Source organism: Pseudomonas brassicacearum (assembly GCF_003732265.1).
GTDB lineage: Bacteria > Pseudomonadota > Gammaproteobacteria > Pseudomonadales > Pseudomonadaceae > Aquipseudomonas > Aquipseudomonas brassicacearum_D.
In genome coordinates this window covers 632,328-658,661 of sequence record NZ_MOBK01000001.1, presented here as the reverse complement: position 1 = coordinate 658,661, position 26,334 = coordinate 632,328, and the positions used below count along the sequence as shown (strand labels likewise).

Annotated in this window: 21 protein-coding genes and 2 pseudogenes; 11 read left to right on the top strand and 12 right to left on the bottom strand. The window is 59.3% G+C overall.

The window, feature by feature from the left end:
• The first annotated feature begins 319 nt into the window (after window positions 1-319).
• Window positions 320-5,782, top strand: a complete 5,463-nt coding sequence (locus BK660_RS03145) for a CHAT domain-containing protein (protein WP_185044948.1) — start codon at window positions 320-322, stop codon at window positions 5,780-5,782.
• Window positions 5,783-5,839: 57 nt separating this feature from the next.
• Here the strand turns inward: BK660_RS03145 and BK660_RS03140 are convergent, their stop codons facing one another.
• Window positions 5,840-6,514, bottom strand: coding sequence for a class I SAM-dependent methyltransferase (locus BK660_RS03140; protein WP_123432037.1), 675 nt, complete (start codon window positions 6,512-6,514; stop codon window positions 5,840-5,842).
• A gap of 153 nt (window positions 6,515-6,667) precedes the next feature.
• Here BK660_RS03140 and BK660_RS03135 point away from each other — a divergent pair, with 153 nt between their 5' ends.
• The 3 genes from BK660_RS03135 (at window position 6,668) to BK660_RS03125 (ending at window position 8,876) form a co-directional block, all read left to right on the top strand.
• Window positions 6,668-7,489 carry a glucose 1-dehydrogenase gene (locus BK660_RS03135; protein ID WP_123432036.1) on the top strand — a complete coding sequence of 274 codons (822 nt, stop codon included), beginning with the start codon at window positions 6,668-6,670 and terminating at the stop codon, window positions 7,487-7,489.
• A 140-nt stretch (window positions 7,490-7,629) separates the two neighbouring features.
• Window positions 7,630-8,430 carry a lytic transglycosylase domain-containing protein gene (locus BK660_RS03130; RefSeq protein ID WP_123432035.1) on the top strand — a complete coding sequence of 267 codons (801 nt, stop codon included), beginning with the start codon at window positions 7,630-7,632 and terminating at the stop codon, window positions 8,428-8,430.
• 116 nt (window positions 8,431-8,546) lie between these two features.
• Window positions 8,547-8,876: a DHCW motif cupin fold protein gene (locus tag BK660_RS03125; protein WP_123432034.1), complete on the top strand. Its 330-nt coding sequence runs from the start codon at window positions 8,547-8,549 to the stop codon at window positions 8,874-8,876.
• A 174-nt stretch (window positions 8,877-9,050) separates the two neighbouring features.
• On the opposite strand, the pseudogene BK660_RS33535 reads toward BK660_RS03125, so the two are convergent.
• Window positions 9,051-10,034: pseudogene (locus BK660_RS33535) on the bottom strand (methyl-accepting chemotaxis protein); the annotation flags it as partial.
• A gap of 303 nt (window positions 10,035-10,337) precedes the next feature.
• A pseudogene (locus tag BK660_RS33530) lies at window positions 10,338-10,616 on the bottom strand (PAS domain-containing protein); the annotation flags it as partial.
• A gap of 233 nt (window positions 10,617-10,849) precedes the next feature.
• Here BK660_RS33530 and BK660_RS03115 point away from each other — a divergent pair.
• Window positions 10,850-11,194 carry a cupin domain-containing protein gene (locus BK660_RS03115; RefSeq protein ID WP_123432032.1) on the top strand — a complete coding sequence of 115 codons (345 nt, stop codon included), beginning with the start codon at window positions 10,850-10,852 and terminating at the stop codon, window positions 11,192-11,194.
• A gap of 57 nt (window positions 11,195-11,251) precedes the next feature.
• Here BK660_RS03115 and BK660_RS03110 read toward each other — a convergent pair whose 3' ends face one another.
• Complete coding sequence (locus BK660_RS03110; RefSeq protein WP_123432031.1) at window positions 11,252-11,554, bottom strand: DUF4189 domain-containing protein; 303 nt, start codon at window positions 11,552-11,554, stop codon at window positions 11,252-11,254.
• 181 nt (window positions 11,555-11,735) lie between these two features.
• Here BK660_RS03110 and BK660_RS03105 point away from each other — a divergent pair, with 181 nt between their 5' ends.
• Together BK660_RS03105 and BK660_RS03100 are read left to right on the top strand one after the other, a co-directional pair.
• Window positions 11,736-13,283: a phospholipase D family protein gene (locus tag BK660_RS03105; protein ID WP_123432030.1), complete on the top strand. Its 1,548-nt coding sequence runs from the start codon at window positions 11,736-11,738 to the stop codon at window positions 13,281-13,283.
• Window positions 13,284-13,499: 216 nt separating this feature from the next.
• Complete coding sequence (locus BK660_RS03100; RefSeq protein WP_123432029.1) at window positions 13,500-14,372, top strand: DNA/RNA non-specific endonuclease; 873 nt, start codon at window positions 13,500-13,502, stop codon at window positions 14,370-14,372.
• Between the two features lie 17 nt (window positions 14,373-14,389).
• Here BK660_RS03100 and BK660_RS03095 read toward each other — a convergent pair whose 3' ends face one another.
• From BK660_RS03095 to BK660_RS03070, 6 genes are all read right to left on the bottom strand, one after another.
• On the bottom strand, window positions 14,390-14,908 hold the full coding sequence (locus BK660_RS03095; protein WP_123432028.1) for a hypothetical protein: 519 nt from the start codon (window positions 14,906-14,908) through the stop codon (window positions 14,390-14,392).
• A complete protein-coding gene (locus BK660_RS03090; RefSeq protein ID WP_123432027.1) occupies window positions 14,901-15,773 on the bottom strand; it encodes a transcriptional regulator in 873 nt (290 codons plus the stop codon). The genes BK660_RS03095 and BK660_RS03090 overlap by 8 nt, the downstream gene beginning before the upstream one ends.
• Window positions 15,774-15,904: 131 nt before the next feature.
• Window positions 15,905-17,305, bottom strand: coding sequence for a GGDEF domain-containing protein (locus BK660_RS03085; protein WP_123432026.1), 1,401 nt, complete (start codon window positions 17,303-17,305; stop codon window positions 15,905-15,907).
• Between the two features lie 5 nt (window positions 17,306-17,310).
• The gene (locus BK660_RS03080) at window positions 17,311-18,456 is read right to left on the bottom strand and encodes a response regulator (RefSeq protein WP_123432025.1); all 1,146 of its coding nucleotides are present in this window, start codon (window positions 18,454-18,456) and stop codon (window positions 17,311-17,313) included.
• Window positions 18,457-18,646: 190 nt separating this feature from the next.
• On the bottom strand, window positions 18,647-22,393 hold the full coding sequence (locus tag BK660_RS03075; protein ID WP_185044946.1) for a response regulator: 3,747 nt from the start codon (window positions 22,391-22,393) through the stop codon (window positions 18,647-18,649).
• A 154-nt stretch (window positions 22,394-22,547) separates the two neighbouring features.
• Window positions 22,548-22,784 (bottom strand): hypothetical protein, encoded by a 237-nt coding sequence (locus tag BK660_RS03070; RefSeq protein ID WP_123432023.1) that lies wholly within the window; start codon window positions 22,782-22,784, stop codon window positions 22,548-22,550.
• Window positions 22,785-22,987: 203 nt separating this feature from the next.
• Here BK660_RS03070 and BK660_RS03065 point away from each other — a divergent pair, with 203 nt between their 5' ends.
• Window positions 22,988-23,329 carry a hypothetical protein gene (locus tag BK660_RS03065; protein ID WP_123432022.1) on the top strand — a complete coding sequence of 114 codons (342 nt, stop codon included), beginning with the start codon at window positions 22,988-22,990 and terminating at the stop codon, window positions 23,327-23,329.
• Window positions 23,330-23,530: 201 nt separating this feature from the next.
• Entirely contained in the window at window positions 23,531-23,923 is a 393-nt protein-coding gene (locus BK660_RS03060; protein WP_123432021.1) for a GFA family protein, read from the top strand.
• A 142-nt stretch (window positions 23,924-24,065) separates the two neighbouring features.
• Here the strand turns inward: BK660_RS03060 and BK660_RS03055 are convergent, their stop codons facing one another.
• Window positions 24,066-24,527 (bottom strand): GyrI-like domain-containing protein, encoded by a 462-nt coding sequence (locus tag BK660_RS03055; RefSeq protein ID WP_123432020.1) that lies wholly within the window; start codon window positions 24,525-24,527, stop codon window positions 24,066-24,068.
• A 68-nt stretch (window positions 24,528-24,595) separates the two neighbouring features.
• Complete coding sequence (locus BK660_RS03050) at window positions 24,596-25,048, bottom strand: hypothetical protein (protein WP_123432019.1); 453 nt, start codon at window positions 25,046-25,048, stop codon at window positions 24,596-24,598.
• Between the two features lie 153 nt (window positions 25,049-25,201).
• Here BK660_RS03050 and BK660_RS03045 point away from each other — a divergent pair, with 153 nt between their 5' ends.
• Both BK660_RS03045 and BK660_RS32905 read left to right on the top strand, forming a co-directional pair.
• A complete protein-coding gene (locus tag BK660_RS03045; protein ID WP_123432018.1) occupies window positions 25,202-25,645 on the top strand; it encodes an anti-virulence regulator CigR family protein in 444 nt (147 codons plus the stop codon).
• A gap of 115 nt (window positions 25,646-25,760) precedes the next feature.
• Window positions 25,761-26,279, top strand: coding sequence for a hypothetical protein (locus tag BK660_RS32905; protein ID WP_259698470.1), 519 nt, complete (start codon window positions 25,761-25,763; stop codon window positions 26,277-26,279).
• The last annotated feature ends 55 nt before the right edge of the window (window positions 26,280-26,334 follow it).

Genomic DNA, 26,334 nt, shown 5'->3' with positions numbered 1-26,334 from the left:
ATACCGGAGGGTTAGCATAGCGTGTGCTTCATCAAGTTCCAGTCGGGGTATCTGTTTTGTTTATTGTTGGTTTCATGTGTGTCAGGGCGTTTACACATAAGCTTGTTTTTCTTCAAGTTCAAACTATCGGCTCTAACGTATTTAGCGAAAAAGTATAAATGTGCCTGCGTGCTCGCCTATGGTGGATGAACACTATTACGAATAGCTCGCACCAGGGATATAAAAAATGAGCATTACGTTTGTTGTTTCGGGTCATGGAAATAATGCCTCCAATAGCGGTGCAAATTTGCAACTGCCTGCTGGATTAACCGAGGGTACGGTGAGGTACTCAGTTCAGGTTGCGGTGCGTCGTGGTACCGGTAGCGAAGTGTCTCTCAACGTCGATCCGGAAAAAGACGTAATGGCTGTGCATATCGCCAACGGCCCGGTACTGATATTGAATCCACAGACCGCATGCGAATTGTTTCTTTCACAGCAGAGCTCCGCATCCCGCGGCGCTCAGGGCACCGATAGTGTGCGGATACCCGTGGAACTGGCATGGGATGGCCAGGACGAAATCCAGGGGCAGACCCGCGGCCCCTCACGGGGTCCGCTTGGCAAGGTGCTGGTGAAGCTGATTCAGATCATCGCCGGTGTTGGCAAGGACTCCGTCGCGAACGCTGCTGCCACGCTGGCAGCGGACAGGGTCGACAAGCAGGTTGACCCAGGTCTCTACCGGCTTAACTCCAAGGTCCTTGACTCACTCAAGGGCAGCGCGGTGGCCACCGGGATTGTCATCGACGATAAACCTGTGTTGGTACTGTTGCATGGCACCTTCTCCAATACTCAGGGGACCTTCGGCAAACTGTGGACCGACCATCCGTCGAAGGTCGCGCGAATCTTCGGCGCCTACAGCGGCGTCTATGCACTGGACCATCCAACCTTGACCGCCAGTCCAATTCAGAACGCGATGGAATTGGCCAACGCGTTGCCCAAAGGCGCGGTCCTGCATTTGCTTTCGCACTCTCGGGGAGGGCTGATCGGCGAGGTACTGGCCAAAGCCTGCAGTGGCGGTGCCGATCTACTGCAAAGCTTCGAGGACCTGGCCAAGGGCGATGAGTACAAGACCCAACGCGAGGATCTGCAACTGTTGATCAGTCTGGTCAGCGACAAGCGGATCAAAGTCACGCGTTTCGTGCGGGTAGCCTGCCCTGCACGCGGTACGCTGCTGGCGTCGAACAGGTTGGATGCCTACCTTTCGGTGCTCAAATGGAGCATGGAACTGAGCGGCGTGCCTGTGGTGCCCGAACTCATCGATTTATTGGCTGACGTGGCCCGCCGTCGCACCGATCCATTGCTCATGCCCGGTCTGGCTGCACAGATGCCCGACAGCCCGCTGGTCCAGTGGCTGCACCTGATTCGCACGCCGGTTGACAGTGAATTGCGAGTCATTGCCGGTGACATGGAAGGGGACTCGGTGGTCAGTTGGCTCAAGACCTTACTCTCTGACACGTTTTTCTGGACCGATAACGACCTGGTGGTGCAAACCAGTTCCATGTACGGCGGTGCGCCCAGGGCCAGGTCGGCGAGTTTCCTGCTCAACCAGGGCGGCACCGTTTCGCACTTCTCCTATTTCAGCAACGAGCGCACCGCGTCAGCCGTTGTCGAGGGCCTGACGCTGGACGAACCCAGGGATTTCACGCCCATCGGGCCTCTGTCCTGGCAAGGCCGGGATGCCAGTGGACGGCGCGGTGGTGGCAGCGACATACCTGCGGCGCAGAAGCCGGCGGTATTCGTGTTACCGGGCATTCTGGGCAGTAATCTCAAAGCAGGCGACCGACGTATCTGGCTGGGGCCCTGGTTAATCAATGGCCTCGATGAACTGAGCTACAAGCAAGGCATGGAGGACGATGTAGAACCCGATGGCGCAGTGGGCATGGTCTACGAGGACTTGATTAAATTCCTTGAGGCAACACACCAGGTGATTGTGTTTGCTTACGATTGGCGCGTGCCGATGGAACGGGAGGCCAAACGACTCGGGGATGCCGTGGAAAACGCGCTCGACGCCAGGTCCGCTACGCGGCAACCGGTAAGGATGCTGGCGCACTCGATGGGCGGCTTGCTGGCACGGACGATGTTGCTCAAGTGCCCGCAAGTCTGGGCGCGAATGATGGCCGATCCACAAGCTCGGCTGTTAATGCTTGGCACACCCAATGGTGGTTCCTGGGCACCGATGCAGGTGCTGTCGGGAGACGATACCTTCGGCAACAGCCTGGCGTTCGCCGGTGCGCCGTTTACACCGCAGAAGTCCCGGGCACTCATGGCAACCTTTCCCGGATTTATTCAATTGCAGGCCAATCTGCTCGACCCGGTGCTCAACCTGACCGATGCCGAGGTCTGGGCCGATCTGTCCAGCAAGGACCAGCAGTGGCTGAAGGCGCACAGCTTTTGGCACCACCTGCGCATTCAGCAGGACTACTACGATTGGGGCAAGCCCAGCAGTGAAGTTCTGGCGGTCGCGGCAGCGTTGCGCAAGGCATTGGATGATCAGGATCTAAGCCCCTGGAAGGACAAGCTGTCGATGGTTGTGGGCGAAGCGAAATTTACCCCCGATGGGTATACCGTCAGTGCCGAAAAGGGTTTCGGTTATCAGGATGCGCAGGACGGCGGCGATGGCAGGGTAACGTTGCACAGCGCTCTGCTACCTGGGGTGCAAGCCTATAAATTAGCCTGTGTCCACGGCGACTTGCCAAAGCAGAGTGCGGCATTCCCGGCATTTCTTTCGTTGCTGCAAACCGGTCGCACCACTGAACTCACGGTGCTGGACCAGACAGTCAGCCGTGGTGGCGTCCCCCAGCGGTCATTGCCCTATGTGACGAGCAGGCCGGTGCGCGGTGACCGGATTACTGTGCCGGTCAGCGTCGATGATGTCTTCACGTTGTACAGCCAGACGATCACCCCGACCGCGCGCGAAGAATTGCCGCCGCTGCCCGTGACCGTGATCAACTGCAACCTGAAGTTCACCCGCGATCCGCTGATCGTCGGTCACTACGCCAGCGCCGGTCTTACTGGCAGCGAACGGGTAGTCGATGAAATGGTCGGCGGCTTGCTTGGCGATGCCTTGAAAATGAGCCTCTACCCCTCGGCTCCGCGCAGCAATCAGGTATTCATGAACATCGCCGCGAATGGCGAAAATCCACTGCAACTACCGCGTCCCGAAGCGGTTATCGTGGTGGGCCTGGGACAAGAGGGCAAATTGAGTTCCAACGACCTGCTGGAGACGGTTCGCCAGGGTGTTCTGGCCTGGGCCCAACGCTTGGCCGAACAGAATCGCGGTGCACCGGTGCAGTTCGAAATCGCTGCTGCGTTGATTGGCAGCGGCGGGGCTGGCATGTCGCCAGGGCAGTCAGCGGCGTTAATTGCCCAAGGGGTACGCGACGCTAATATCCGGCTCAAGCAGAAGGGCTGGCCGACTGTCAGTCACCTGCATCTGACCGAGCTTTACCTGGATCGCGCCACCGACGCCTGGCGCGCCGTGCAGGTGCTGGGTGTGTCACGGGCAAAAGATTTCCGGGTGACGCCGACCATCAAGTCCGGCACCGGATGGCTGCGTAGGCCGCTGGAGGGCGGCTACCGAAGCACTCGCTACGACTTCATTTCCGCCGTCACGCAGTACGATGAAAATCAGCTGCCGATGATTGCCTATACCCTGGACACTCGGCGCGCCCGCGCCGAAGTGCGGGCGCAGTCGATGCAAGTGGCGTTGCTGCATGAGCTGGTCGGTGCCTCGTCCAACCAGCCCTCGGCCGGCAGCGCTATCGGTCAGACCCTGTTCAAATTGCTGGTGCCACTGGAGATGGACGCTTACCTCGGTGGCACCACGGAAATGCAAATCGAGTTGGACAGCTCCACTGCTGCCATCCCTTGGGAGTTGCTCAATACCGAGCGTGATCCGGACCGATCAACCTCAGAAGAACAGGTCCCCTGGGCGATCCGCAGTAAACTGCTGCGCAAGCTACGGACCGAGAGCTATCGCGAACAGGTACTGGACGCCACAACCGACGCCTACGTTTTGATCATTGGCGAGCCGGTCACCGATATAAAGCGCTATCCGAGACTGCCTGGTGCGCGTGCCGAAGCCCATGCCATCACGGCCCTGATGGAAAACTCCCTGCCGACTGGCAAAGTGCGTTCGTTGATAGCCGAGGACACCGAACCCAGCGTCACAGTCGATGCCTTGGCGGTGACCAGTGCCTTGCTGGCTCACGACTGGCGAATCGTGCATATCGCTGGCCACGGTGAGCCGCCGCTGTTCCAGGCGTTGCCCTTGCCGGACATCGATGCGCCGGCCAAGGCGGGGGAAACCCAGCCCAAGATGCTGGACCCACGGGGGATCGTCTTGTCCAACAACATTTTCCTCGGCCCGCGAGAGATGAAAAGCATGCGCGTGGTGCCCGAGCTGGTATTCATCAACTGCTGTTATTTGGGGGCGATCGACCCGACCCAGTTGTTGAAGACCACGCATCTGAGTTACGACCGCACCCGTTTCGCAGCTACGGTGGCCGAGGAGCTGATTGCCATGGGCGTGCGTTGCGTTGTTGTTGCGGGCTGGGCGGTGGATGACCGAGCGGCCAGTCTGTTTGCAACCCAGTTTTATAGCCAGTTGCTCAACGGCATCAGATTTATCGATGCCGTGGCATCGGCGCGCAAGGAGGCTTTGCGGGCGGCCCCGGAAAGTAATACTTGGGCAGCTTTCCAGTGTTACGGCGACCCGGACTGGGTGTTCGCACGCGTACAGGAAGATGCCAATCAGCCTGCTGCTGCACCTGACCAAGGCTTCGACAGCATTGCCTCACCACAGGCCTTGGTACTGGCGTTGGAAATCGCCATCGATGACAGCCGCTACAAGAAGGTACCCAAGGTGCAGGTCATCAATATGATCGAAATCCTGGAAAGCCGTTTCGGCCATCTATGGAACGAGATGGGCGCAGTGTGTGAGGCGTTCGCTCAGGCTTGGGCCGAAGCCGGGGAAACCGAACGGGCGATCGCCTGGTTCGAGCGCGCCATCGGTGCCAACGACGGCGGTGCCAGCTTTAGGGCCAGCGAACAGTTGGGCGATTTGCGGGCTCGTCGAGCCTGGCTGCAAGTGAATGCTGCGGCGAAAAAATCCCCTCAGGAGTTGAGTTCGGCGCTGAACTCGGCGCGCAAGCAGACGGGAGGTGCGATCAATCTGCTGACCCGGGTGTGCAAGTTGCAACCGACCTTGGGGCGTATCAGCCTTTGCGGTACGGCGTACAAGCGCCTGGCTTGGATTGAGGTGCTGGCCAACGACCCGCAGGCAGAGAAAACCGCCTTGCAAAAGATGGAGGAATATTTTGCCGAGGCTGAGCAGCGTGCCATTGTCAGTGATCCGGGCCGCGCCTATGAGCCGGCTCTGGAACGCGTCGCTGCACATCTGTTTATCGCTGCGCCAGCGTCAGTCGAAGCTGACATTCTGCGAGTCCAGGTGCAACTCAGGCCCTGGGTGGAAAGCAGTCCGGATTTCCAGAATGTGGCCGCGTTGATCCTCTCCGGTCTTTACCTGGCCTTGGCAAACAACAAGCTGAAGATCAACAGCACCCGGCTGCTTAATGAGTTCGCTGATTTGAAGCGCAGAGTGCCGGCCGTGCTGAAGTGGCGTGAGGTTCAGATGCAGGTCGATTTCGTTTTGGACCGCTACATGTCCAAGGCCGGTAAAGCGGAAAAATCGGCAGTGACGGAGTTCAAGGAAAAGATGATGGACTGGGTGAGCGCGCAGGATTGAAATGCGCGATCGCCTCGAACGTGAATTCGGCGCTCACGCGCCCCGGCTCATTGGCCGCTATTTCTTCGGCCGCTCGGCCACCAGCAGCAACGACTGCGGCACAGGACTTTGCGGGTGCTGCGGCTCCTGCAAGCCGACCAGCCGAAAACCGGCCATGTCCAGCGCATTGAGCCAACTGGACAAGGTGCGGAAGTACCAGGGCATGGGTTGCCACTGCCCCTTGAACCCGGCGAAGGTCTCTTGCCGCCAGCCATCCTGATAATCACCAGCTGCTGCGGTCCACGGATGCAGCGTCTGGATCACCAGCGTGCCGCCAGGGAGGAGCAGGGCGTTCATGGCGGCGAGCAGAGGGATGATGTCCTGGTGCAACAGCGCGAAGTTGGCGCAGATCAGGTCGTAGTCGATGCCGACGTTGACCTTCGCCTCCACCAATTCTTCATAACTCGCCACATGCACCGACGAAGAGCCCGCCGTCCGCGCTGCCTCGACCAGCGTCGCGTCACCATCCACACCAACCGCCTCGATGCCCCGGTCCGCCAGCGCGCGCAACAACCAGCCCTCGCCACAACCGAGGTCGAGCACGCGCTCAGGCTGGCGGCCCATCACCGCCAACAGCATGGCTTGGTCGGTGACCTGCTGGCGGCTTTCGATGGCGCCGGTGCGGATGGCTTCGATCCAGGATCGGGCGTTATGGTGCCAGCTTTGGAGGAGGATGGATTCGGGGGCGGGCATGTTGATGTCCGGAGTTGAGGGGTTGGATTAGAGGATAGAACATGTGCTTTACGTCAGGGATGCTAGTGTCTGCTGTTGGGTGTGGATTTGACCGGTCGTTCGGGTTCGTTAACGCTTTGCATGCATCAAACCAAGGGAGTCTCGGGATCTTTTATGGACAATAAACTCACCTCCAAGACTGCGATCATTACAGGGGCAGCCCAAGGGATTGGCGCCGCGATTGCGCGACTCTTTGTGCAGGAGGGCTGCTTTGTTTATGTCACGGATATAAACGACGAACTCGGCAGAACGCTTGCAAACTCACTCGGCGACCGCGCCACTTATCTGCGACTTGATGTGCGGCGGGAAGACGACTGGCAGCGAGTGACGGCGCAAATCTTGAAGGAGCGCGGCAGGCTGGACGTCCTGGTGAACAACGCCGGGATTACCGGGTTTGAGCAAGGTGCCGTGCGGCACGATCCGGAGCATGCGCGACTGGAGGACTGGCACGCCGTGCATCAGACCAATCTCGACGGTGTATTCCTTGGTTGCAAGTACGCCATTCGCGCCATGCGAAATGCAGGGGCGGGTTCCATTATCAACATCTCTTCTCGCTCAGGCCTGGTCGGCATTCCGGGGGCGGCGGCGTACGCATCGTCCAAGGGCGCGGTTCGTAATCACACGAAGACGGTGGCGCTTTACTGCGCCGAACAAGGCCTCAAGGTTCGGTGCAACTCGATTCATCCGGCGGCCATCCTCACGCCCATGTGGGAGCCGATGTTAGGTACCGACGAAGGTCGTGAAGAACGAATGGCCGCACTGGTCCGGGACACGCCGCTCAGACGGTTCGGCATGCCGGAAGAGGTGGCGGCCATGGCACTGTTGCTGGCCTCGGATGAAGCGACGTACATCACCGGCAGTGAGTTCAACATTGATGGCGGCCTGTTGGCAGGCTCGCCGGTAACGCCGACTCAAGTGGATGACGGCGGCGCCTAGCTTCGGGTGTAAAGGGCCGAACTCATCCGAGAATGAGACGACTGGCTAGGGGCAGCCCGTACGTCAACGCAAGTTCCCTGACCGGTTACAAGGGGTATAACTATCAGAACAAAGGCTGAGCCCGGGCACGGAGCGATGTGATGAGTTCCAGAGCATGGCGATGGGCTCGAAAGAGCCTTCTTGGCTGCATCGAGCTGGCCTTGCTGGTCGCTCCACTGTGCGCCAGCGCCACGTTTAAATGCCAAGCCAGTGACGGAACCATCAGCTACACCAGCCAAGCCATCACCAACGCCCGCTGCACTCGCCAGACTGGCATGGCCGGTGTCAGCGCCAAGGCAAGTGCCCTGCCGCAGCTTGTGCAGGACGACGATTCAGGCGCGGTGCGGGTTCGGGTGTTTACCTTCATGCACAAGGGTGTTCGTCAATATGTGAGCCGACGCCCCGTCGGGATCTCCGCACGGGTCGATGTCCTTGAGCTCTATGTCATCAAGGGCTGCTATCTGTGCAGGGTGCCGAAGGATTTCAAGGTCGCCTCACTGCGCCTGGACACTGATTCCTATCGGAGGGAGATCGAAGCCGCTTCGAGTCATTATGGTGTCGACAGGGCGCTGGTCCGCGCAGTGATTCATGCCGAATCGGCGTTTCGCCCCAACGCCATTTCCGAGGCCGGCGCCCGGGGACTCATGCAGTTGATGCCCGCCACCGCCGAGCGCTTCGCGGTGGACGATCCGTTCGACGCACGACAGAACATTCGTGGCGGCGTGCGCTACCTGGCCTGGCTGCTCAAACGCTTCAACGGCAATCAGGTGCTGGCGTTGGCAGGCTATAACGCTGGCGAAGCGTCCGTGGTCGAGTACAACGGGGTGCCTCCCTACGCGGAGACGCAATCCTACGTCACCCTCGTGCAGTCATTGACCGAACGTTATCGCAACCATCGCTAGTATGGCCCGTTGCGGGTTCGCGGCACCTGTATCCCATAAATGCGGACCGTCTGTGTCTATCGGCACGATCGCCAGATTGTTACGGTCGGCAATTATTGTACTTCGATGAGGCAACCATGGATCTCACCGCAATCCCTTTCGGTACCACCGATTGGTCAACGATAGAGCCGGTGGCGTATGCGGGTCAGACGGGCACAGCCTATTGGCGGACCTGTCAGTTTGGTTCAGCGCGTGTGCGGATGGTTGAGTACAGCCCTGGGTATCTGGCCGATCACTGGTGCTGGAGGGGGCACATCCTGTTGTGCCTCGAGGGGCAGTTGCATACGGAGCTGGAAGATGGTCGGCAGTTCACACTGACGCCGGGAATGAGTTATCAGGTGGGTAATAATGCCGAGGGACATCGGTCGTTCACCACCACCGGGGCGAAGTTGTTCATTGTGGATTAGTAGTGGGGGTGGACCTGCTGACGCACTACCTCAGGCAAATGAAATCCCTGTGGGAGCGAGCCTGCTCGCGAAAGCGGTGTGGCAGCCAACATCAATGTTGAATGGGCTGCCGCCTTCGCGAGCAGGCTCGCTCCCACAGGTGCTTTGTGTTTTTGGAAAATAAATCGGTAATCTTTAACGGTTAAACCGCTCTGCCAAACCGTGCAGATACTCCGCCATTCCCTCCAGATCCCGGCTGATCGCAGCACCTTGTTTGGCCTGTCCGGCACTGTGATCACACAGTTGAGCGATCCGCGTGATCTGTTGATTGATGTCTTCCGTCACGTGGCTTTGTTCTTCCGAGGCCGACGCCATCTGCTGGCTCATGCCGGTGATCCGGCTGACGGCTTCACTGATGCCGACCAGCGCCGACTGCACCGCCTCGACACGCTGCATGCTGTCGCGGGAAATCTGTTCACCCCGGCTGGCGGTGGATACGGCGCGATCGGCGCCGCTGTTCAGTGATGCGATGATGCCGTGGATCTGCTCGGTGGAGGTGCGGGTGCGTTGTGCCAGGGAGCGCACCTCGTCGGCCACCACGGCAAAACCTCGACCTTGTTCACCTGCCCGGGCTGCCTCGATCGCCGCATTCAGCGCCAGCAGGTTGGTCTGTTCGGCGATGGACGTGATGACATCCACGACACTGCCGATGGCTTGCGTCTCGCTCGCCAAGGCGTTGACCGCCTGGCCGATTTCGTTGACGGCGTCGTTCATGGCCTGCATGGCGCTCAGGCTTTGCACGGCCAGTTCACTGCCTTCGCGAGTCAACTGGTCGGCTTCGGACGCGGCATTCGCCGTGTTCATGACGTTTTGCGTCACTTCCTGGTTCGTTGCCGCCATTTGCGAGATGGCGGCAGCGGACTGATCCGTTTCACTGCGCTGGCGATCCAGCGACTGCGCTTGCGCTCCCGAGAGTTCGGAGGACTGTGCGGCTTTGGCTTTTACATTGATCCCGGCATCGACCAGCCGGGTCAGTGCTGTCTGCAAGCGCGCTTCTTCACTGAGCATGGCCATGTCCAGTCGACCCTGGGGGCCGTGGTTGTCGCTGAAGGTGAGCGCGACCAACGGATCGGAGAATGCTTTCGGGTGCTCGGCCAGAGTGCGCTCGATGGCTTTGCGCTGGCGGGATTCGATCAGGTACCAGGCAACTATCAGGCTCGCCACCAGGACTCCCTGGGCCGCCGATTTTGGTAACCACTGATCACCCAACAGCGAAACACCGGCTGCCATCAGCAATGGCCAACCGTGTTGCATCGGCCGGAAAATCCGCGCACTCAGCGAAACGATCGGCTTGCCGGCACGCATCCTCGCATAGAGTGTCGAGGACCGGCAAACCTGATCGCGGGTGGGCACCGAGCGGACCGACTCGTAACCACTCATGCGCCCGTTTTCATAGATGGGCGTGACGTAGGCACTGACCCAATAGAAATCACCATTTTTCGCGCGGTTTTTCACAATCCCCATCCAGGGTTTGCCTTGCTTGATGGTGTGCCACATATGAATGAACACCCCGGGTGGCATGTCGGGGTGTCGGACCAGGTTATGCGGCTGGCCGATCAATTCGTCGTGGGTGAAACCGCTGATGGCGACAAACGCTTCGTTGCAGTAAGTGATTCGGCTATCAAGGTCGGTAATGGAGATCAACCGTTGTTCGGCAGGGAAGACTCTTTCTTGCTCGGTTACGGGCAAATTCACACGCATGAAACGCGATCCTTCTTCGGATTATTATTATGTTTTGGAGGTACGAAAGAGGCGCAGCGCCACTACAGTTAGTGACGTGTTTTACGCGTATTGTTTTGCGGTCGACCATTCATTCGACGACACTTTCTTTTCATTTCATGACACGTCTGAACCGCTAATCGACTCTCGACAGCCGACCCTCATTAGGGTGTCTACTGCAAGTCAGGCCCTGTCTGTACAGAGAGGTAAAGGTGATGAACAACGAGCAGCCAGCACCCGAGACAAAAGGCGTTGCGGTGCAGTTACTGGCAACGATTGACCTGGGTCCTGAGATCGAGGGCATGGCAGGGCGCCAACTCAGAATGCGCAAAGTGACCATCGAGCCTGGAGGCGTTTTCGGGCCGATTCACAACCATGTAGACCGCCCCGGCACCGTCTACATCCTGCAAGGTACGATCACCGATCATCGCAATGGAGTCGCCACGGACTATGGGCCGGGAGTTGGCTGGCCCGAAGACAGGAACACCACACATTGGCTTGAGAACAGAGGAACGATGACGGCGGTGGAGATCTCGGTCGACATTGTGCGGCAGGACTAAGGCCAGTTCCGCTCCCCACAAAACAAGCCGACGTGGCACAAGCCAGGTCTTGGGCCGCTATTGATTTTTGCACTCCGCCACCACCACCTGGCAGGTCTTCGGCGTGCCACCGGAGCGGCCGGCATAGCGTATGCAATTGTCCATGGATTTCTTGCGCGCCATGTTCAGGGTGTCGCCCCAGGCCAGCCCACCTTCGCCAGCAGTGGGTAGCGCTTTTGCGTAGCAATTTGAGCCAAAGCTTGAGAGCGCATAGGGATCCCTGTGCACTTTTCTTGAACATCCAGCGGTCAGCGCCAGGCTGATGGCGAGCAGGGAAAGCAGGAACCATGACCAGCAGTGGCGCGCTGTTTTTTCGGTCATCCTGTTTCCCCTGATCAAGAGGCATGTTTAGGGTCTTGCTCTATTCAGATTAGACGGTGCAGCACAGGAACAGTAAGGCAGTTAATTTTCGACAGGCTGCTTGAACCGGGCTTTACTGAAAAAAGTTGTGCAGATTGCCGCTGGAACGCCCCCGTCGAGGTTGAGGACGAGCCCCTTGTCCATGCCCTGGTTCTTCCCCGCACTGTTTCTCGCACTGCTGGTCGTCAGCTGTACCCCCACGCGCTTGCCCCACGAATTCAGCGAGGCAATACCGGCCAACGAATCGGCGTTAGGGCGCTCGATCCAGGCCCAGGCCGCCCCGCACGAGGGGCGCTCGGGTTTTCGCTTGCTGCCTAACAGCAGCGAAGCGTTCCGGGCGCGCGCCGAGTTGATTCGCAACGCGCAGAAAAGCATCGATCTGCAGTACTACATCGTGCACAACGGTCTCAGCACCCGGGCACTGGTGCGTGAATTGTTGCTGGCCGCCGATCGCGGCGTACGGGTGCGCATGTTGCTTGATGACACCGCCAGCGACGGCCAGGAAGAAGTCATCGCGACCCTGGCCGCGCACCCGAATATCTATATCCGTGTCTTCAACCCTTTGCATCTGGGGCGCAGCACGATGGTCACCCGAACCATGGGCCGTCTGCTGAACCTGTCCCAACAGCACCGGCGCATGCACAACAAACTGTGGCTGGCCGACAACAGCGCAGCCATCGTCGGTGGACGCAATCTTGGGGACGAGTATTTCGACGCCAAGGCCGATCGCAACTTCACCGACATGGATTTGCTGTGCGTCGGCCCGGTCGCCGCGCAGTTGGGCCGCAGCTTCGATCAATACTGGAACAGCGCCCTGAGCCAGCCGATCAGTGAACTGGTGTCCGACAAGCCAACCGCCGAAGATTTGCTCAAGAGTCGGCAACGCCTCGAGCAATCGCTGCAGAGCACGCGTGTCGAGAACAGGGCGTTGTACGATCACCTCATGACCTACCGGACTCAACCGCAACTCGAAACCTGGCGCAAGCAACTGATCTGGGCGCACAGCAAGGCGATGTGGGACGCTCCGAGCAAGGTGCTGGCCGACGACGAACCGGCCCGGGCACTGTTGATGACCACTCAACTGCGACCTGAGCTCGATAAGGTCAGTCAGGACCTGATCCTGATCTCGGCCTATTTCGTCCCGCAACAGTCGGGCATGCGCTACCTCCTCGGGCGTGCGGATGCCGGTGTTGATGTGCGCTTGTTGACCAATTCACTGGAAGCCACCGACGTGCCGGCGGTGCACGGCGGTTATGCGCCTTACCGCAAGACCCTGCTCGAACATGGCGTGAAACTCTATGAGCTGCGGCTTCAGCCGGACGACCCCAGTGGCGGTTCTTCCCGTGGTTTTAGTGGTGGCTCGGACTCCAGCCTGCACACCAAGGCCATGATTCTGGACAAACAGAAGGTGTTCATCGGCTCTTTCAATTTTGACCCGCGCTCAGTGCTGTGGAATACCGAAGTCGGCGTGCTGGTCGACAGTCCTGAGTTGGCCGGCTACATGCGCGAGCTGGCGCTTGAGGGCATGGCGCCCGCCGTGAGCTACCAGGCTCGCCTGGAAAACGGCGAAGTCGTCTGGCTCACTGAAGACGACGGCCGCCTGCATACGTTGCGAACGGAGCCGGGCGGTCGTTGGCGCAGTTTCAAGGCGTGGCTCAGCGACAAGATCGGCCTGGAAAAAATGCTTTAGAAACCTCTCGCACTAAAAGAATTTATGGTGGTCAATAACCTCCGCACGACCCTCAGCGGTCGAACTGCCCGGAGCCGACCGGACCCGCATCGGTATTTTGATCAAGGACTGTGAACGCATGCTCACCGCACTATAATCCGCAACCGCCGCCACCTGGTCCCGTGAATCGGGGCTCGCCATTCGTTTATCCCTCACTACACATCGAAGATCTGACGCATGTACCTACGCAAAATTGCAGTTGGGCTGTCGGCCCTTGTTTTGCTCTCGACCGGGGCGCAAGCCCGCAGCCTGCTGGATCTCCTCAAACCGCCCGCCCAGCATCAGGAGCAAGTGTCCCGTTCGGGCTCGATCAGCCAGAACGCGGCGCTGGACCTCTATTCAAACAAACAGAAACTGGCCTCGTTCGACGGCTGTGCCGATCTGTTCCCGGCAGCCAGGCCGATCAACATCGCCACGGTGCCTGCCACCATGAATCCCTTGGCGTTGTGTTCCGACAACTTCGCGGTGCTGTACTCGCAAACCAGCAAGACGCCATTGGTGGTGGTCGAGCGACTGAATGCCGCCCAGCTTCAGGACGCCAAAGGGGAGGAACGCACCAACCAGTTCTACCCGGACCCACGTATCCCCAAGGGTGGGCGGGCAGAGTTGAGCGATTACCGCAGCCAACACCCGGCGGTGGATCGTGGTCACCAATCCCCGGCCGCCGATGCACCGAACCCTAATGCCATGGCCCAATCCTTTGCGCTGTCGAACATGGTGCCGCAAGACCCGACCAACAACCGCAAGATCTGGAGCAAGGTCGAGTCGGATGTCAGGAAGTTTGCCAAGCGCGCCGATGGCAACGTCTTTGTGTTTACCGGACCGATCTTTGACTCGGGCCACAGCACCATTGGCGACAACAAGGTCTGGGTGCCGACGCGCCTGTTCAAGCTGGTTTACGACGCCTCGTCGAAGCGCGCCTGGGCGTACGTTCTGCCCAACGCAGAAACCCGTATCGAGAGACCGATGGACTACGAGACGTTCGTGAAAACCACGGGGCTGAAGTTGCTGGGTAACTTGCCCGTCACAGGTTCCGTCGGGCGCACTTGATCGCTTGCGCTTGGCCATCAACCCTTGTTCGATGATGAACGCTGACTGCACAGTATGAACATGTCACTGCCGTCATCGAACAGGTAGCGCGTATCGGACAGCGACCGCATCCAGTAGCTCACGCTGTTGTCCGAGCGGAAAATAAACATCCCCAGCGCGCCCGACAGTTCAGGAATCGGGCTGTCCGCTTCGCCCTTGGCGGAACGCTCGACAGTAATCTGCAATCGCTGGTCCTGTTGTTGCACCCCAAAGGCACTGTTGCGGCGTAGAGCGCCGATTTCAGCGCCCGAGTCGGCATCGATCAATCGGGCCACCATGCGCATATGGCTGAGGCCGGTGGGCTGCAAGTCCAGCCTGAAACGCGTCGTCAGCCACGCAGGACGCACTTCGGACGGCACTTGGTGCGCGCTTTCTCCCGTGCACCAAAGGTTCGGTTTGGTCGTGTGTTCGCCCGACAGGCGTCCCAGCGCCAAGCCCGACAGGCCAACGACGACGAAGGCCAGGCTCCAGAGTGTGTTTGCGGCGCGTCTAGTCATGTTGTTGGACGCCAATGCAGCGACTGCTGGCTGTTTCCAGCTCGCCATCGCAGAGAATCTGATCCGCCCCTCGACGCGACGGCAACAGGTAGAGGTGGATGTTTTGCACCGAGATGCCTAGAAGTCCCGCCAGTTTTCGACTGTTTTGGACCATCAGTTGCAGGTGCGATGGCGCTGGGGGTTGTACGTCCTGAGCCGTCAGATGCACGCGCACGTCATCCATCGTGACGGGCGCGGCGAACGCGGGCGGCGCCGCTTCGGGCGAGGGTGCCAGCCAGGTTTTTCCCGACAAGAATGCAAGTACGCCCCACAGCGGCAATGCGAGCCACAGGCCCCAACGCTTTGTCGATGTTCTTGGGAGCACGGGGATCGGAGTCGAATCGGGTCTGGCTGATGCAGGTGTTGCCGAGATCGATGGCGGTTCGTCCTCTGCATCGGCCATCGTTGATACCGGAGTTGCAGCAGAGGCGGGTGCCTCGCTGCCAGCCTTCGCCTCGCTCGGGGCAGGCGCCGTTTTCGCCACGGCTGACAACTCTTCGACCCTTACGCCGTCGGCGAGCTTGTAGCCTATGCGTGGCAAGGTCTGGATGAATTCGCGATCGGGCTGCAGTTTTTCCAGCGCCAGGCGCAATTGCCGGACGACCTGGGCCAGGCTGTTGTCGGTCACTTCCAGGCCATATTGCCCCCATGCGCCGGCCATCAGCTCGCGCTTGCGCACCACGGCACCGTCCGACCGGAGCAGCATGGCCAGGCAGCGGCTGGCGATTGCACCGATGCGCAACGGCTCCTCATCGGCGTCGGCGCGAAACAACAGGAAGTTGTTCTCGTCGAACACCAGGTGTTCATCAATCAGCAATTGGCCCATGGCGAGCTTCCGTGCGTGGCAGGACGGCAAGTCGGATTCGCGTCGTCGACCTCTAGAGTTAAGCGGCCATTCCTTGCTTTGGCCAACCTCTGCACGCAACTGGTAGCGAAATCCCGGCCTCAGGGCCGAATTCAGGCCAGCGCAGAATCGGGCAGGCGCTCACTGGCAAAGCGGTCGCGCCCTTGCTGCTTGGCGTGATACAGCAGCCGATCCGCACGGATCAGCAGGTTCTGAACGCTTTCCCCGGGGCCATTCCAGACGCACACACCCAGGCTGCAGGTGACGCCAATTCGCTTGCCGGCGTACTCGACCGTCGAGGTGCGCAGCGCCTGCAGCAGACGATTGGCCATCTGTTGTGCGCCTGGCAAATCGGTGTCCGGCAGCAGGATAAGGAACTCTTCACCGCCGATGCGGGCCACCAGGTCCTGTTGCCGTACTGTCCGGGTCAGTAACTGCGCCAGAAACTTCAGCACCTGATCGCCGCCGTCATGGCCGTGGGTGTCATTGATCTGCTTGAAGTGGTCCATATCCAGCATCAATACGCAGACCGAACCCGGTTTGCGCGTGGCGCGCGCCAATTCCATTTCAGCCCGCGTCATCGCCGCCCGGCGGTTGTACAGGCCGGTGAGAAAGTCACGAGTGGCCGCCTGATGTTGCACCACACTGGCGTCGATCAGGTGTGTCACCAGCCCACTGATCAGCAGCAAACACGCCAGTACACCGATCGCCAACAACAAGCCGAAGCCGTTGAAGCTAAGGAACTGCGACAGAAAATGCGGCGCCAGTGGATCACTGTAGATACGCATTAGCAGCCCATGGTGCAGATTCGCGTAGTGCCGGAAGAAGCGCTCTTCGCCTTGCACCTGAAAAGGCAATGAGGTCGACCAGGCCGCCTCCGTGGCCGGCAGGTACGTGGCCTTGCCGGCGGAGAAGTGGATGTCGAAATACAAGGTGGGTCCCTGACCCTGCGTCAGGGCGACATGCACGATAAGCCCCTCGGCAATCGCTGAGCCCAGCGCCTGCGGCGGCAGTAGCGGTTGTGGTTCCAACCGGGTCTGCGTTTCCTGGATCACCGCGTAACGACCATCGCAGGTATAGCCCAGCAGTTGCCGGCTGGTCATGTGGATGCCGCTGTCCTTGAGGCGGATGCGTGGCGCCTGCGGTTTTGGCATTGGTGCCAACTGGTGAATCGGCACCCGCAATGTGTACTGTGAAAGCCCTTCGACATCCGCAGACTGGGTCGCCGTCGAGCGCTGCTGTCCGGCAATGAATACGTCGGACAGGCAGCCTTTGGGCGGCGGATTGGCCATCAGCATCGATTGCTGCAGTTTATGGGTTTGCAGATCGTTCAACAGGCTGGCATAACCCCAGGCACTGCGTTGCGCCAGCAGTGCTTGCTGACTGTCCAGCAGCATGACGTATTGACGCTGATAACGATCAACCACCGCAACGACGATCAGCGTCGACAGAACGGCGACTGTTATCCAGCAACTGCGCTTGATTGTCTGTGCGTGCCTGACGACCCAGCTCATGATGTTTACTCCGATGTAACAACCGGCACCGCATCAACGTTTGCCAGGAACTCCTCGGTAACCGGGTCGGCATAGCGTTCGGCGATCTGTTCAAACTCTTGTTCAATGGCGATGAAGGCGGCCGCCACGTCCGGATCAAAATGCCGGCCGGCGCCGTCGCGGATGATCGTTGCCGCTGTCTCATGGCACATTTGCGACTTGTAGACCCTTCGGCTGATGACCGCGTCGTAGACATCGGCGACGGCCATCAGGCGGGCGCTGACCGGAATGGCCTCGCCGGCCAGTCCATTGGGATAACCGCTGCCATCCCATTTTTCGTGGTGGCACAGCGCAATTTCCTTGGCGATGCGCAGGAAGGGCACTTGCGCCCCCAGCATGTCCTCGGCATGCACCAGCGCTTGATAACCCAATTGGGCATGGGTCTTCATGATTTCGAATTCGGCGGGCTCAAAGCGGCCCGGCTTGAGCAGGATATGGTCGGCAATACCGACCTTGCCGATATCGTGCAGGGGTGCTGACTTGAACATCAGCTCAATGCTTTGATCATCCAGATGCGCGCTGAAACGCGGGTGATCGCGCAGTTTCTCCGCCAGCAACCGGACATAGTGCTGCGTGCGTCGCAGGTGATTGCCGGTCTCGTTGTCGCGGGTCTCGGCCAACGACGCCAGGGCCAGGATGGTCACGTCATGGGTGGCTTGCAGCTCACGGGTTCGCGCCAGGACTTCCTGATCGAGGTAGGTATTTTGCGAGCGCAACAGGTCGGCTGTCGCCTTGAGGCGCAACTGGGTCTGCACCCGTGCGAGCAGCGTGGGTGGGTTGATCGGCTTGAACAGGTAGTCGGTCGCGCCAAGCTCGAACCCCAGGCACTCATCTTCGTCCTGATTCCGCGCGCTCAAAAACAGCACCGGCACATCACGTGTCTTGGGATCTGTCTTGAGACGACGGCAGACCTCATAGCCATCCAGGTCGGGCATCATCACATCCAGCAGAATCAGATCGGGTATCGCCCGCTCGACGATCTGCAACGCCTGGGCACCGCTGGTCGCCACGCGCACGTGATAGAGATCAAACAACAGCTCACTGATCAGTTGCAGATTGGCCGGCATATCGTCGACCACCAGCACGGTGGGTCGAGGGGTTGAGCTGTTCAAATGGACGTCCTCGTGACGGGGTCACCGGATGGGGCGGTCAAGCAGCCGGGCGCAAACCCGAAAGCGCGACGGGAATGCACGGTCCGTCGCTTCTGCCAAGTGACTGCAGTAACGCATGCCACCCACGCAGCTGCTCTGAAATGGCCTGAACTGACGCCGCCGGGCGCTGAAAAACGCTGAAAACTTCTGATCAGCACGTGTTGGCCGGCGGTTGCACAGCCTGCAGGGCCTCTCTCAGGCAGGCCTGGGCCCGGCCGAAATCGAATTGGTTGACTGCGCCTTCCAGGGGCGCAAAGCGATTGGCAAACGCGCCGCGCAACACGCCCGCATGGGCGCAAAAGTAAGGCACTGCCTGCGCATCACAATCACCCAGCAGGGCGTCGAGGTCTCGGCAGATCCGCTGCAACTCGACAATGTCGACCGCTGTCGGTGTTGCCTCAACTTCGTAGGGCAACTTCACCCGCAGTTGCCCCAGCAGTGCCTTCAAGGGGACGGACAACGTCTGCAACCTGAGTTGCAGCTCATCGCTTGGGCGCTTTGCGCGCAGTGCCAGCTCCAATGCATTGGCCGCTTGTGCGACGGCGTCGGCACCGATAGTCGCGGATGCGCCTTTGCAGCTATGGGCCAACAACTCGGCTTTGACCAACTCGCCCGCCGCCAGCGCCGCACTCAACTGTTCCTGCAATGGGCTCTGGTGATCCAGGTAGCGGTGCAACAGATCCGCATACAGGCTGTGCCGGCCCAGTACCCGTCGGAGTCCGGCCACCGTGTCTACGTCATCGAGCTTCAAACCCGCATCAGCGTCGCTCATCCCGGACTCCGGCGTGACTGCGCGTTGGGGGGTAGGAGTTTGCGTAAGCCAGCGTCGGAGCAGGGCGTAGAGCGTCTGCGGCTCGAAGGGCTTGCTGACAAAATCATTCATTCCGGCCGCCAGACAGGCGTCATGATCACGTTGACTGGCGTTGGCGGTCATCGCGATCACCGGCAGTGTGCCCAGCCCCGGCAGCTGGCGCAGCAGACGGGTGGCCGCCAGACCATCGAGCACCGGCATCTGCATGTCCATGAACACCAGGTCATAGCGCACTTGCGACAACCGGTTCAGCGCCTGTCGGCCATCCGCCGCGATATCAACCCCACACCCCGCCGCCTGCAGCAATTCGGCGGCCACCTGCTGATTCAGTTCGTTGTCTTCCACCAGCAGGACACGGGTTCCTTCGGCCGCTCTCCAGTCGCTGAAAGGCTCTCCTGCGGTCAGGCCATCAATGGCCGTGCTGCGAGCCACCTGCAGGCGCACCTCAAACCAGAAGTGGCTGCCTTCGCCGAGCACGCTCTGGACGCCGACCTGACCCTCCATCAACCCGGCCAGTTGCTTGGCAATTGCCAGCCCCAGGCCCGTGCCACCAAAGCGGCGTGTGGTGGAGGCGTCAGCCTGCTGGAAGCTCTGGAACATATGTTTTTGCTGTTCGGACGAGAGCCCGATGCCGCTGTCGGTCACGCTGAAATACAGCAAAGCGTCATCCGCGCCAGCCTGACGCACGCTCACCTCAAGCCGGATCTGCCCACGTTCGGTGAATTTAACCGCATTACTCAGGTAGTTGAGCAGTATTTGCCGCAGGCGAAGCGCATCGCCACGCAAGCATTCGGGCACGTCGGCACCGATATTCAGGCGCACATCCAGGCCTTTATCGGCAATGCGCGGTCGTACCTGATCGAGCGCTTCTTCCAGCAACCGGGCGAGGCTGAAGTCACGGATTTCCAGCTGAAGCTTGCCGGCCTCGATCTTGGAGAAATCCAGAATGTCGTCAATGACCCCCAGCAAATGCCGGCTGGAACTTTGGACTTTGTTCAGGTAGTCGCGCTGACGTTCGTTCAGCTCGGTCTTCAACGTCAGGTGCGTCATGCCGATGATGGCGTTCATCGGTGTGCGAATCTCGTGGCTCATGTTGGCGAGGAATTCGGCCTTGATGCGTGCGCTGTCCTCGGCCAGTTGCCGCGCCTGTTGCATCTCGTCTGCGGCCGCTTGTTGGGCGGAAATGTCTTCGATGATCCAGATCGAACCGCGCGACTGGTTTCCGGACGCGATGGCTCGCGCACTGACGCTGGCCCAGAAGCATTGGGCGTCCTTGCGACGCAGTTGAATGTGCTGCTGATAAATGTCGCCGCGTTCCAGCGCAGCGCGAACCTGCGCTTCCAGCGTCATCAAGGTGTGCGCTGACATGACCTGATCCAGCCAGATCAGCGGGGAGCACTGCAACTGCTCGCCAGGCGCGTACCCCAGTAATTCATCCAGCCGTGAATTGGCCTGCGTGATCAACCCGCCTTGCACCAGTGCAATGCCATACGGCGCCGAGCTCACAATGGCCTGCTGCAGTTCGTGCGCTTCACGCAGGCTGCGTTCTTCGGCTTTGCGCTGGCTGAGATCGCGAATCGCAACGCACAGGCATTGCCCGCGATCCTCGCGCGCGGGCAGCAGGCACAGGCGCATCTCGGCAGGAAACTCGCCACCGTCCGCACGACGGGCCACCAGCTCGACCGTATCGAGCACGTTGTTGATACGCACCCGCTCGAGCAAGTGATCAATCACCTCGAGCTGGTTATCGGGCAACAGCGTGCGGTAACTGTGGCCCAGCAAGCTGCCGGGGGCATAACCAAAGGTCGCTTCGCTTTCCTGATTGGCGAGGATCACACCGTGCTCGTCGAACACCAGCAACGCTTTGGGGGCGAACTCGACGATGCCGCGATACCAGCTTTCAGTGGCTTCCAGGGACTGTTGGCGCTGTTGCAGTTTCATCGCCTGAATTTCCAGTTGCCGGGTCTGCCGGTGAGCCTGCAGCAACAACTGCAGATTGTGCGTTCGCTGCTGCAGCAAACTCAGCAAGGTGCCGAGCGGGTTGGGCAAGTTGTCGAGCAACGTCAACTGGGCGGGATCCGGGCGATGAGCGAAATCGAGCTCCAGGCTGGCCAACTGTTGCCCTTCTTGCAGCAGCGGCAAACTGAAATGCACCTGGCCAGTACGGGGGGTGAAGGGCACGGCGTCGAACAGCAACACGGCCTTGCAACCCAGGAATTCGCCGAGTTTTTGCTGCAACGTTGCCGCGAAAGCTTCCCGACTGGTACACAGCTGCAAGGCTTGCACCAGCTCGCCGAGGTGGCCCTTGACCCAGTGCTGGCGGCGCAGTTCTTCATTGACCTCGACATAGGCATCGAAGGCCTCGGCCAGGGTCACGACTTCAGCAAGCCCCTGGCGGTGCAGCGATTCCCCGAGGGCTTCGCCGGCATGCAGGCGGCGCATGCGTTCGGAAAGACGCAACAACGGCATCACCAATTGACGGCGCAGGATGACCAGAAAGGCCAGTCCCGCGCCCAGCGTGATCAGTTGCATCAGGACATTAATGTGGCTCGCCAACTCGGCATTGTGGCGGGCTGCCTCGAAGTCGCTATTAAAACGTTGGGTGGTCGAGAGTGTCAGCTGATTGAGCGCGGCGGCAAAATTCCACTCGGAGTTGATGTAGGTGGTCGTTGCCAGTAGTGACGACCCCCCTCTGTGGAAACTCTCCTTCATTGCCACGCGCTCCATGCCCGTCTGCTTGAGATCCATGTCCTCGACTCTGGCCAGCAATTGGGTCTCTGTGTCCGTCAATCCAATCGCTCGAAACTCCATCGCCGCGGCGTGGAATGTCTGGCCGTCCTGCCATTTTTGGTTGTATTGGGTGAGAAACAGCTCATCGCCGGTGCCGACATAGAGCCTCGCCAGTTGCGTCAGTTCGCGGTTGAGGGTCGACATTCTGGCAACGCCGATGATCGTCTGGTGGCGTCGATCAGTGGCGTGCTCGGCCTGTTTGCCGAAGTACTCATCGAGTGCCACGGTGGTCAGGCAGGCCATCAGCGCCATGCCAAATCCGATCGAGATGAGTTTGCTCAGACGTTCCAGGCTCATGGGTTCTCCTGCGACAAAAGCCCCGGACATGCGCCGTAAGCTTGGGTGTGCAGTAAAACCGCTACGCCTTCAGTGGTGCTGTGAAAACAGCTGATTCAATGGGATAGGTTTGATGAAAAACGCTGAAAAGGTGTGAAGCGCCGGGCTGGCGGCGCTAAAGCCACGTATTCACCACCCGCCGATCCAGCTCCTCCCAATCCGCCATGCCCAGCACCCGCATGGTGTTCAAGCCGCGCAAATAACCGCGCAACTGATTGGCAGTGGCCCGCGCGAGCTCCGGCTCGGGCGGGTTTTCGCCCATCAGCACGGTTTCGTACTGGACCAGGTACTCGGCCACCCGGTCACGGAAGTCGGGCAGAACCGCGTCGCGGATCAGGTCAAAAGTTCTCAAGGCGTGATCCTCATCAATCGTTTCTGGTGGTGATTGAGTGTGCATCCATCTGCGTGGCGCGCAACTATCGCTAGACGTAATAGTGACCATTACCAAACACAAGTTCTTCTTTGTCGACAATAGTCGGAAAATCCCCTCCATCGAACACGCGGATGAAAAAAATCCCGTGATGAACCGAACATTTTGTTTTCAGGAAGAGACCGATGCGTCCTTTATTCGTATCTGCCGCGGCAGTTGCCTCAGTGTTGCTCGCCGGTTGTGCCTCCACACCGAACGACCCGACCCTGACCTTGCAGACCCGCAAGACCCCGGCGCAATACGCTGACTGCGTCGTCCCGAAATTGCAGGGCAGTGCGTTGAGCCCGACCGTCTCGCAGACCTCGCGCAGCTACCGGATCGTGGTGCCGAGCAAAGTCTCGACCGACAACGTGCTGGAAGCCTACAAGGCCGGGAACGGCGGCAAGGTGTTCATCTATGAACGGCATTTGCTGGCCTCGAGCTTCCTGCCGTCAAGTTTTGAACGCGCCGCACAGGATTGCATCTGACCCCGGATTGAAAGCGTTTTTTTACAGAGCTCCTTTGGTTGGCCGCAACCAACCAATTTTCTTGCCCCGCACCGCATGTCGGTGACGGGGCTTTTTTTTGCCTGAAACTGAACAACCACGTGAGTGAAAGAATGGCGTTCGCCCCGTGCTGCTATCTTCATAATCACCCTTGCGACCGGGTGATTCCAGAGGAGGTGCAGCATGGATCGATTCACGGGCGGCTGCGTGTGCGGCAACGTCAGGATTGTGGCCTCGGGCCGCCCTTACCGGGTCGGTCTTTGTCACTGTCTCGATTGCCGCAAGCACCATGGAGCGCTTTTCCACGCCTCAGCGATATTCCCTCAGGAGGCGGTGACGATCGAGGGCCAGACAGGCGATTACGCCGGACGGTTCTTCTGTCCTCGTTGCGGCTCGTCGGTGTTTGCCCGCTCGGGCGACGAAGTCGAAGTGAACCTGGGCTCGCTGGATGCCCCTGACCAACTGAAGCCCACTTACGAAAGCTGGACCGTGCGTCGCGAGTCCTGGTTGCCGGCGTTTCCGTTCACCCGACACTATGAGCACGATCGGGAAGGCACGGGGCGGGCGGAGGAGTAGGGGGGAGGCGGCAGACAACAAAAAGCCCGCTTCGGCGGGCTCTCTGTTTGGGGTCAAATCCATTTGTGATTTCAATCTGCGCTACGTTCTGTAAGCGTTTCGTGAAAAACGTGTTGTCGAAATAAAAAAACTTTCGGAGCGCCTACGACACAATGCCAATGTGAATTTGAACTTCGTCTTGCCCGACATATGATTCAAAATCCGTGGCGTAACTGCGTACCACCTGTGGATGCGCTTCAAAGTAGGCCCAGATAGTCCCCCAGGCCTGGATAACGGCCGCCGGCATGGGGCCGCGGGCCTCGAAGACCATGTACTTGCCTGCCTGAATCTCGACGTTATCGAAGTCGCGGTTCGGCGTACTGACGGACACCCCCGCCGTCACCTCATAAGCGCCGCTCGCGTCAGATTCGTAGTTTGAATAAACGCCGACAATCGGCGCGTCAGGCACCCGGTGCGGGATCTTCTCGGCGACATTGTCGAAAAAAAACCGGCCCCACAAATCGGGAATTTTTGCGCAGTCCTGCGTGGACTCATCGCGGTTGTTCGTACGTGCGGTCAGGCCCGCTACGTGGAAGCTGGACAGGTGTGCGATGTTGGGTTCCATTCCGGGGACTCTCACTCTCTGTTGAAGAGCCCGGATTAAAGCACACCCTGACGCCAGTTAAGGGATGGCTACTTCGCCGTGCTGCCTTGCTTGATATCGCCACAGAAAATATCGACGTTGCCATCCGTTGCAGTTGTTCGCAGGACGATGGAATACCCGCCCGCCATCAGCACCGACATCGCAACAGGCGCGGTTCTTGATAACGTCCAGCCGCGTATGGGCTGGCGTTCGGTGTTGACCTGATCATTCATGGCATAGGCCTCGGCGCCGGGATTCTCGCAACTGCCTTTATAGATGAAGGTGTAGAGGCGCAAAGGCAGGATAACGCCGCTTGGAGCACCGCTGATGAAGAAACTGAGCCCGGTTTTATTGTCAAAGCTGGTCAGCGTTACATCGCCGATCTGACCGGCGTTCTGCCGCGTGGCAACTAACGGAACGGTCACGCTTTTGTCTGATGATGTGGCGCAGCCGAAAAGCGTTGCGCTGACCAGTAGCGCTGCCAGTGAGTGTCTGAACTTCATGGCCAAACTCCTGTGTCGAAGATCTGCGGGGGTGATTAGCCGGTATAGCTCATTAATGTCATTTCTGGTGTTATCCGCACGAAATTGTGCACACTTGTTGGATTGGAGAACTAAATTTCAGTAGAGCGTCCTGCCACGAAGAAGGAACGACCCATGTTCAGATCTCGCTTATTGATTACAGCCGTCACGAGCATTGCGTTGATCGTCGGCTCAACATCGGCAATAGCCGACCCTGGTAATGGAAAGGGCCAGGGTAACGGCAAGGGAAATTCGCACAACAATCAGGCCCATGGAAACCAAGGCAAGGGCAGCGATTGGGACAACGGCCCAAGCATTGATCGCGGCAATGTCCTGGGAATTATTGGCGGGTATCCAGGCTACTGGAACTCTGGGCCTGCATTGCCACCGGGTATTCAAAAGAACCTTGCGCGAGGCAAACCGTTACCACCTGGGATTGCCAAAAAACTGGACGGCCGGTTAGTCGGCAGGCTGCCTCATTACGACGGATATGAATGGCAACAAGCAGGCACGGACTTGATATTGGTCGCACTCGCCACCGGGCTAATTTACGAAGTGCTTAACGGTGCTTTCGATTAGTGTTTGATTCTTGTTTTCAATAGCGCAGGAAAGCCATTCCATCTGTCGCGGGACTTGAACTGACTAGGGTCTGACGCGTCTTAAAACACGTGATATCAACCCTGTGGAAGCAATTATGCTTTTAAAAAACAAGAGTCTCGTTGCTGTATTGTCATGCGCCATGATGCTTGCAGCCGCCCCCTTACTGCCTGCTGATCTGTCCATCATGAACTCCGCTTATGCGAAGGACGGTGGTGGTGGTGGTGGTGGTGGTGGTGGTGGTGGTGGTGGCGGCGGCGGTAATGGTGGCGGTCACGGAGGCGGCGGTGGTGTTGGCGGTGGCCATGGTGGCGGTACAGCCGGCGGCCATAGCGGATCAGATCACGCCGGCGGCATTAGCAGTAACGGGCGCGGCGACGGGCTCAGCAGTGACCATGCCGGCAAAGCTGTTCGCGATCATGGTGAAAGCGGAAACCACTACGGCAGTGATCGCAATGGTGATCGCGGTCATGGCTCAACGACTTCAGGCATCGCTCACTCCAAAGACACTCGCGGCGTAGCCAAAGCTCGAGCGGTTGCGACTTCGACGCCAGGTGATCACAACACGAAAGGGTTGAGCAAAGTCGGGACCTCGGTATCGCCCAAGACCCATTGATCAGATGAACCTCTGACTGGGCGCCTGTTTGAATCCGATCTTCAGGCGCCACACT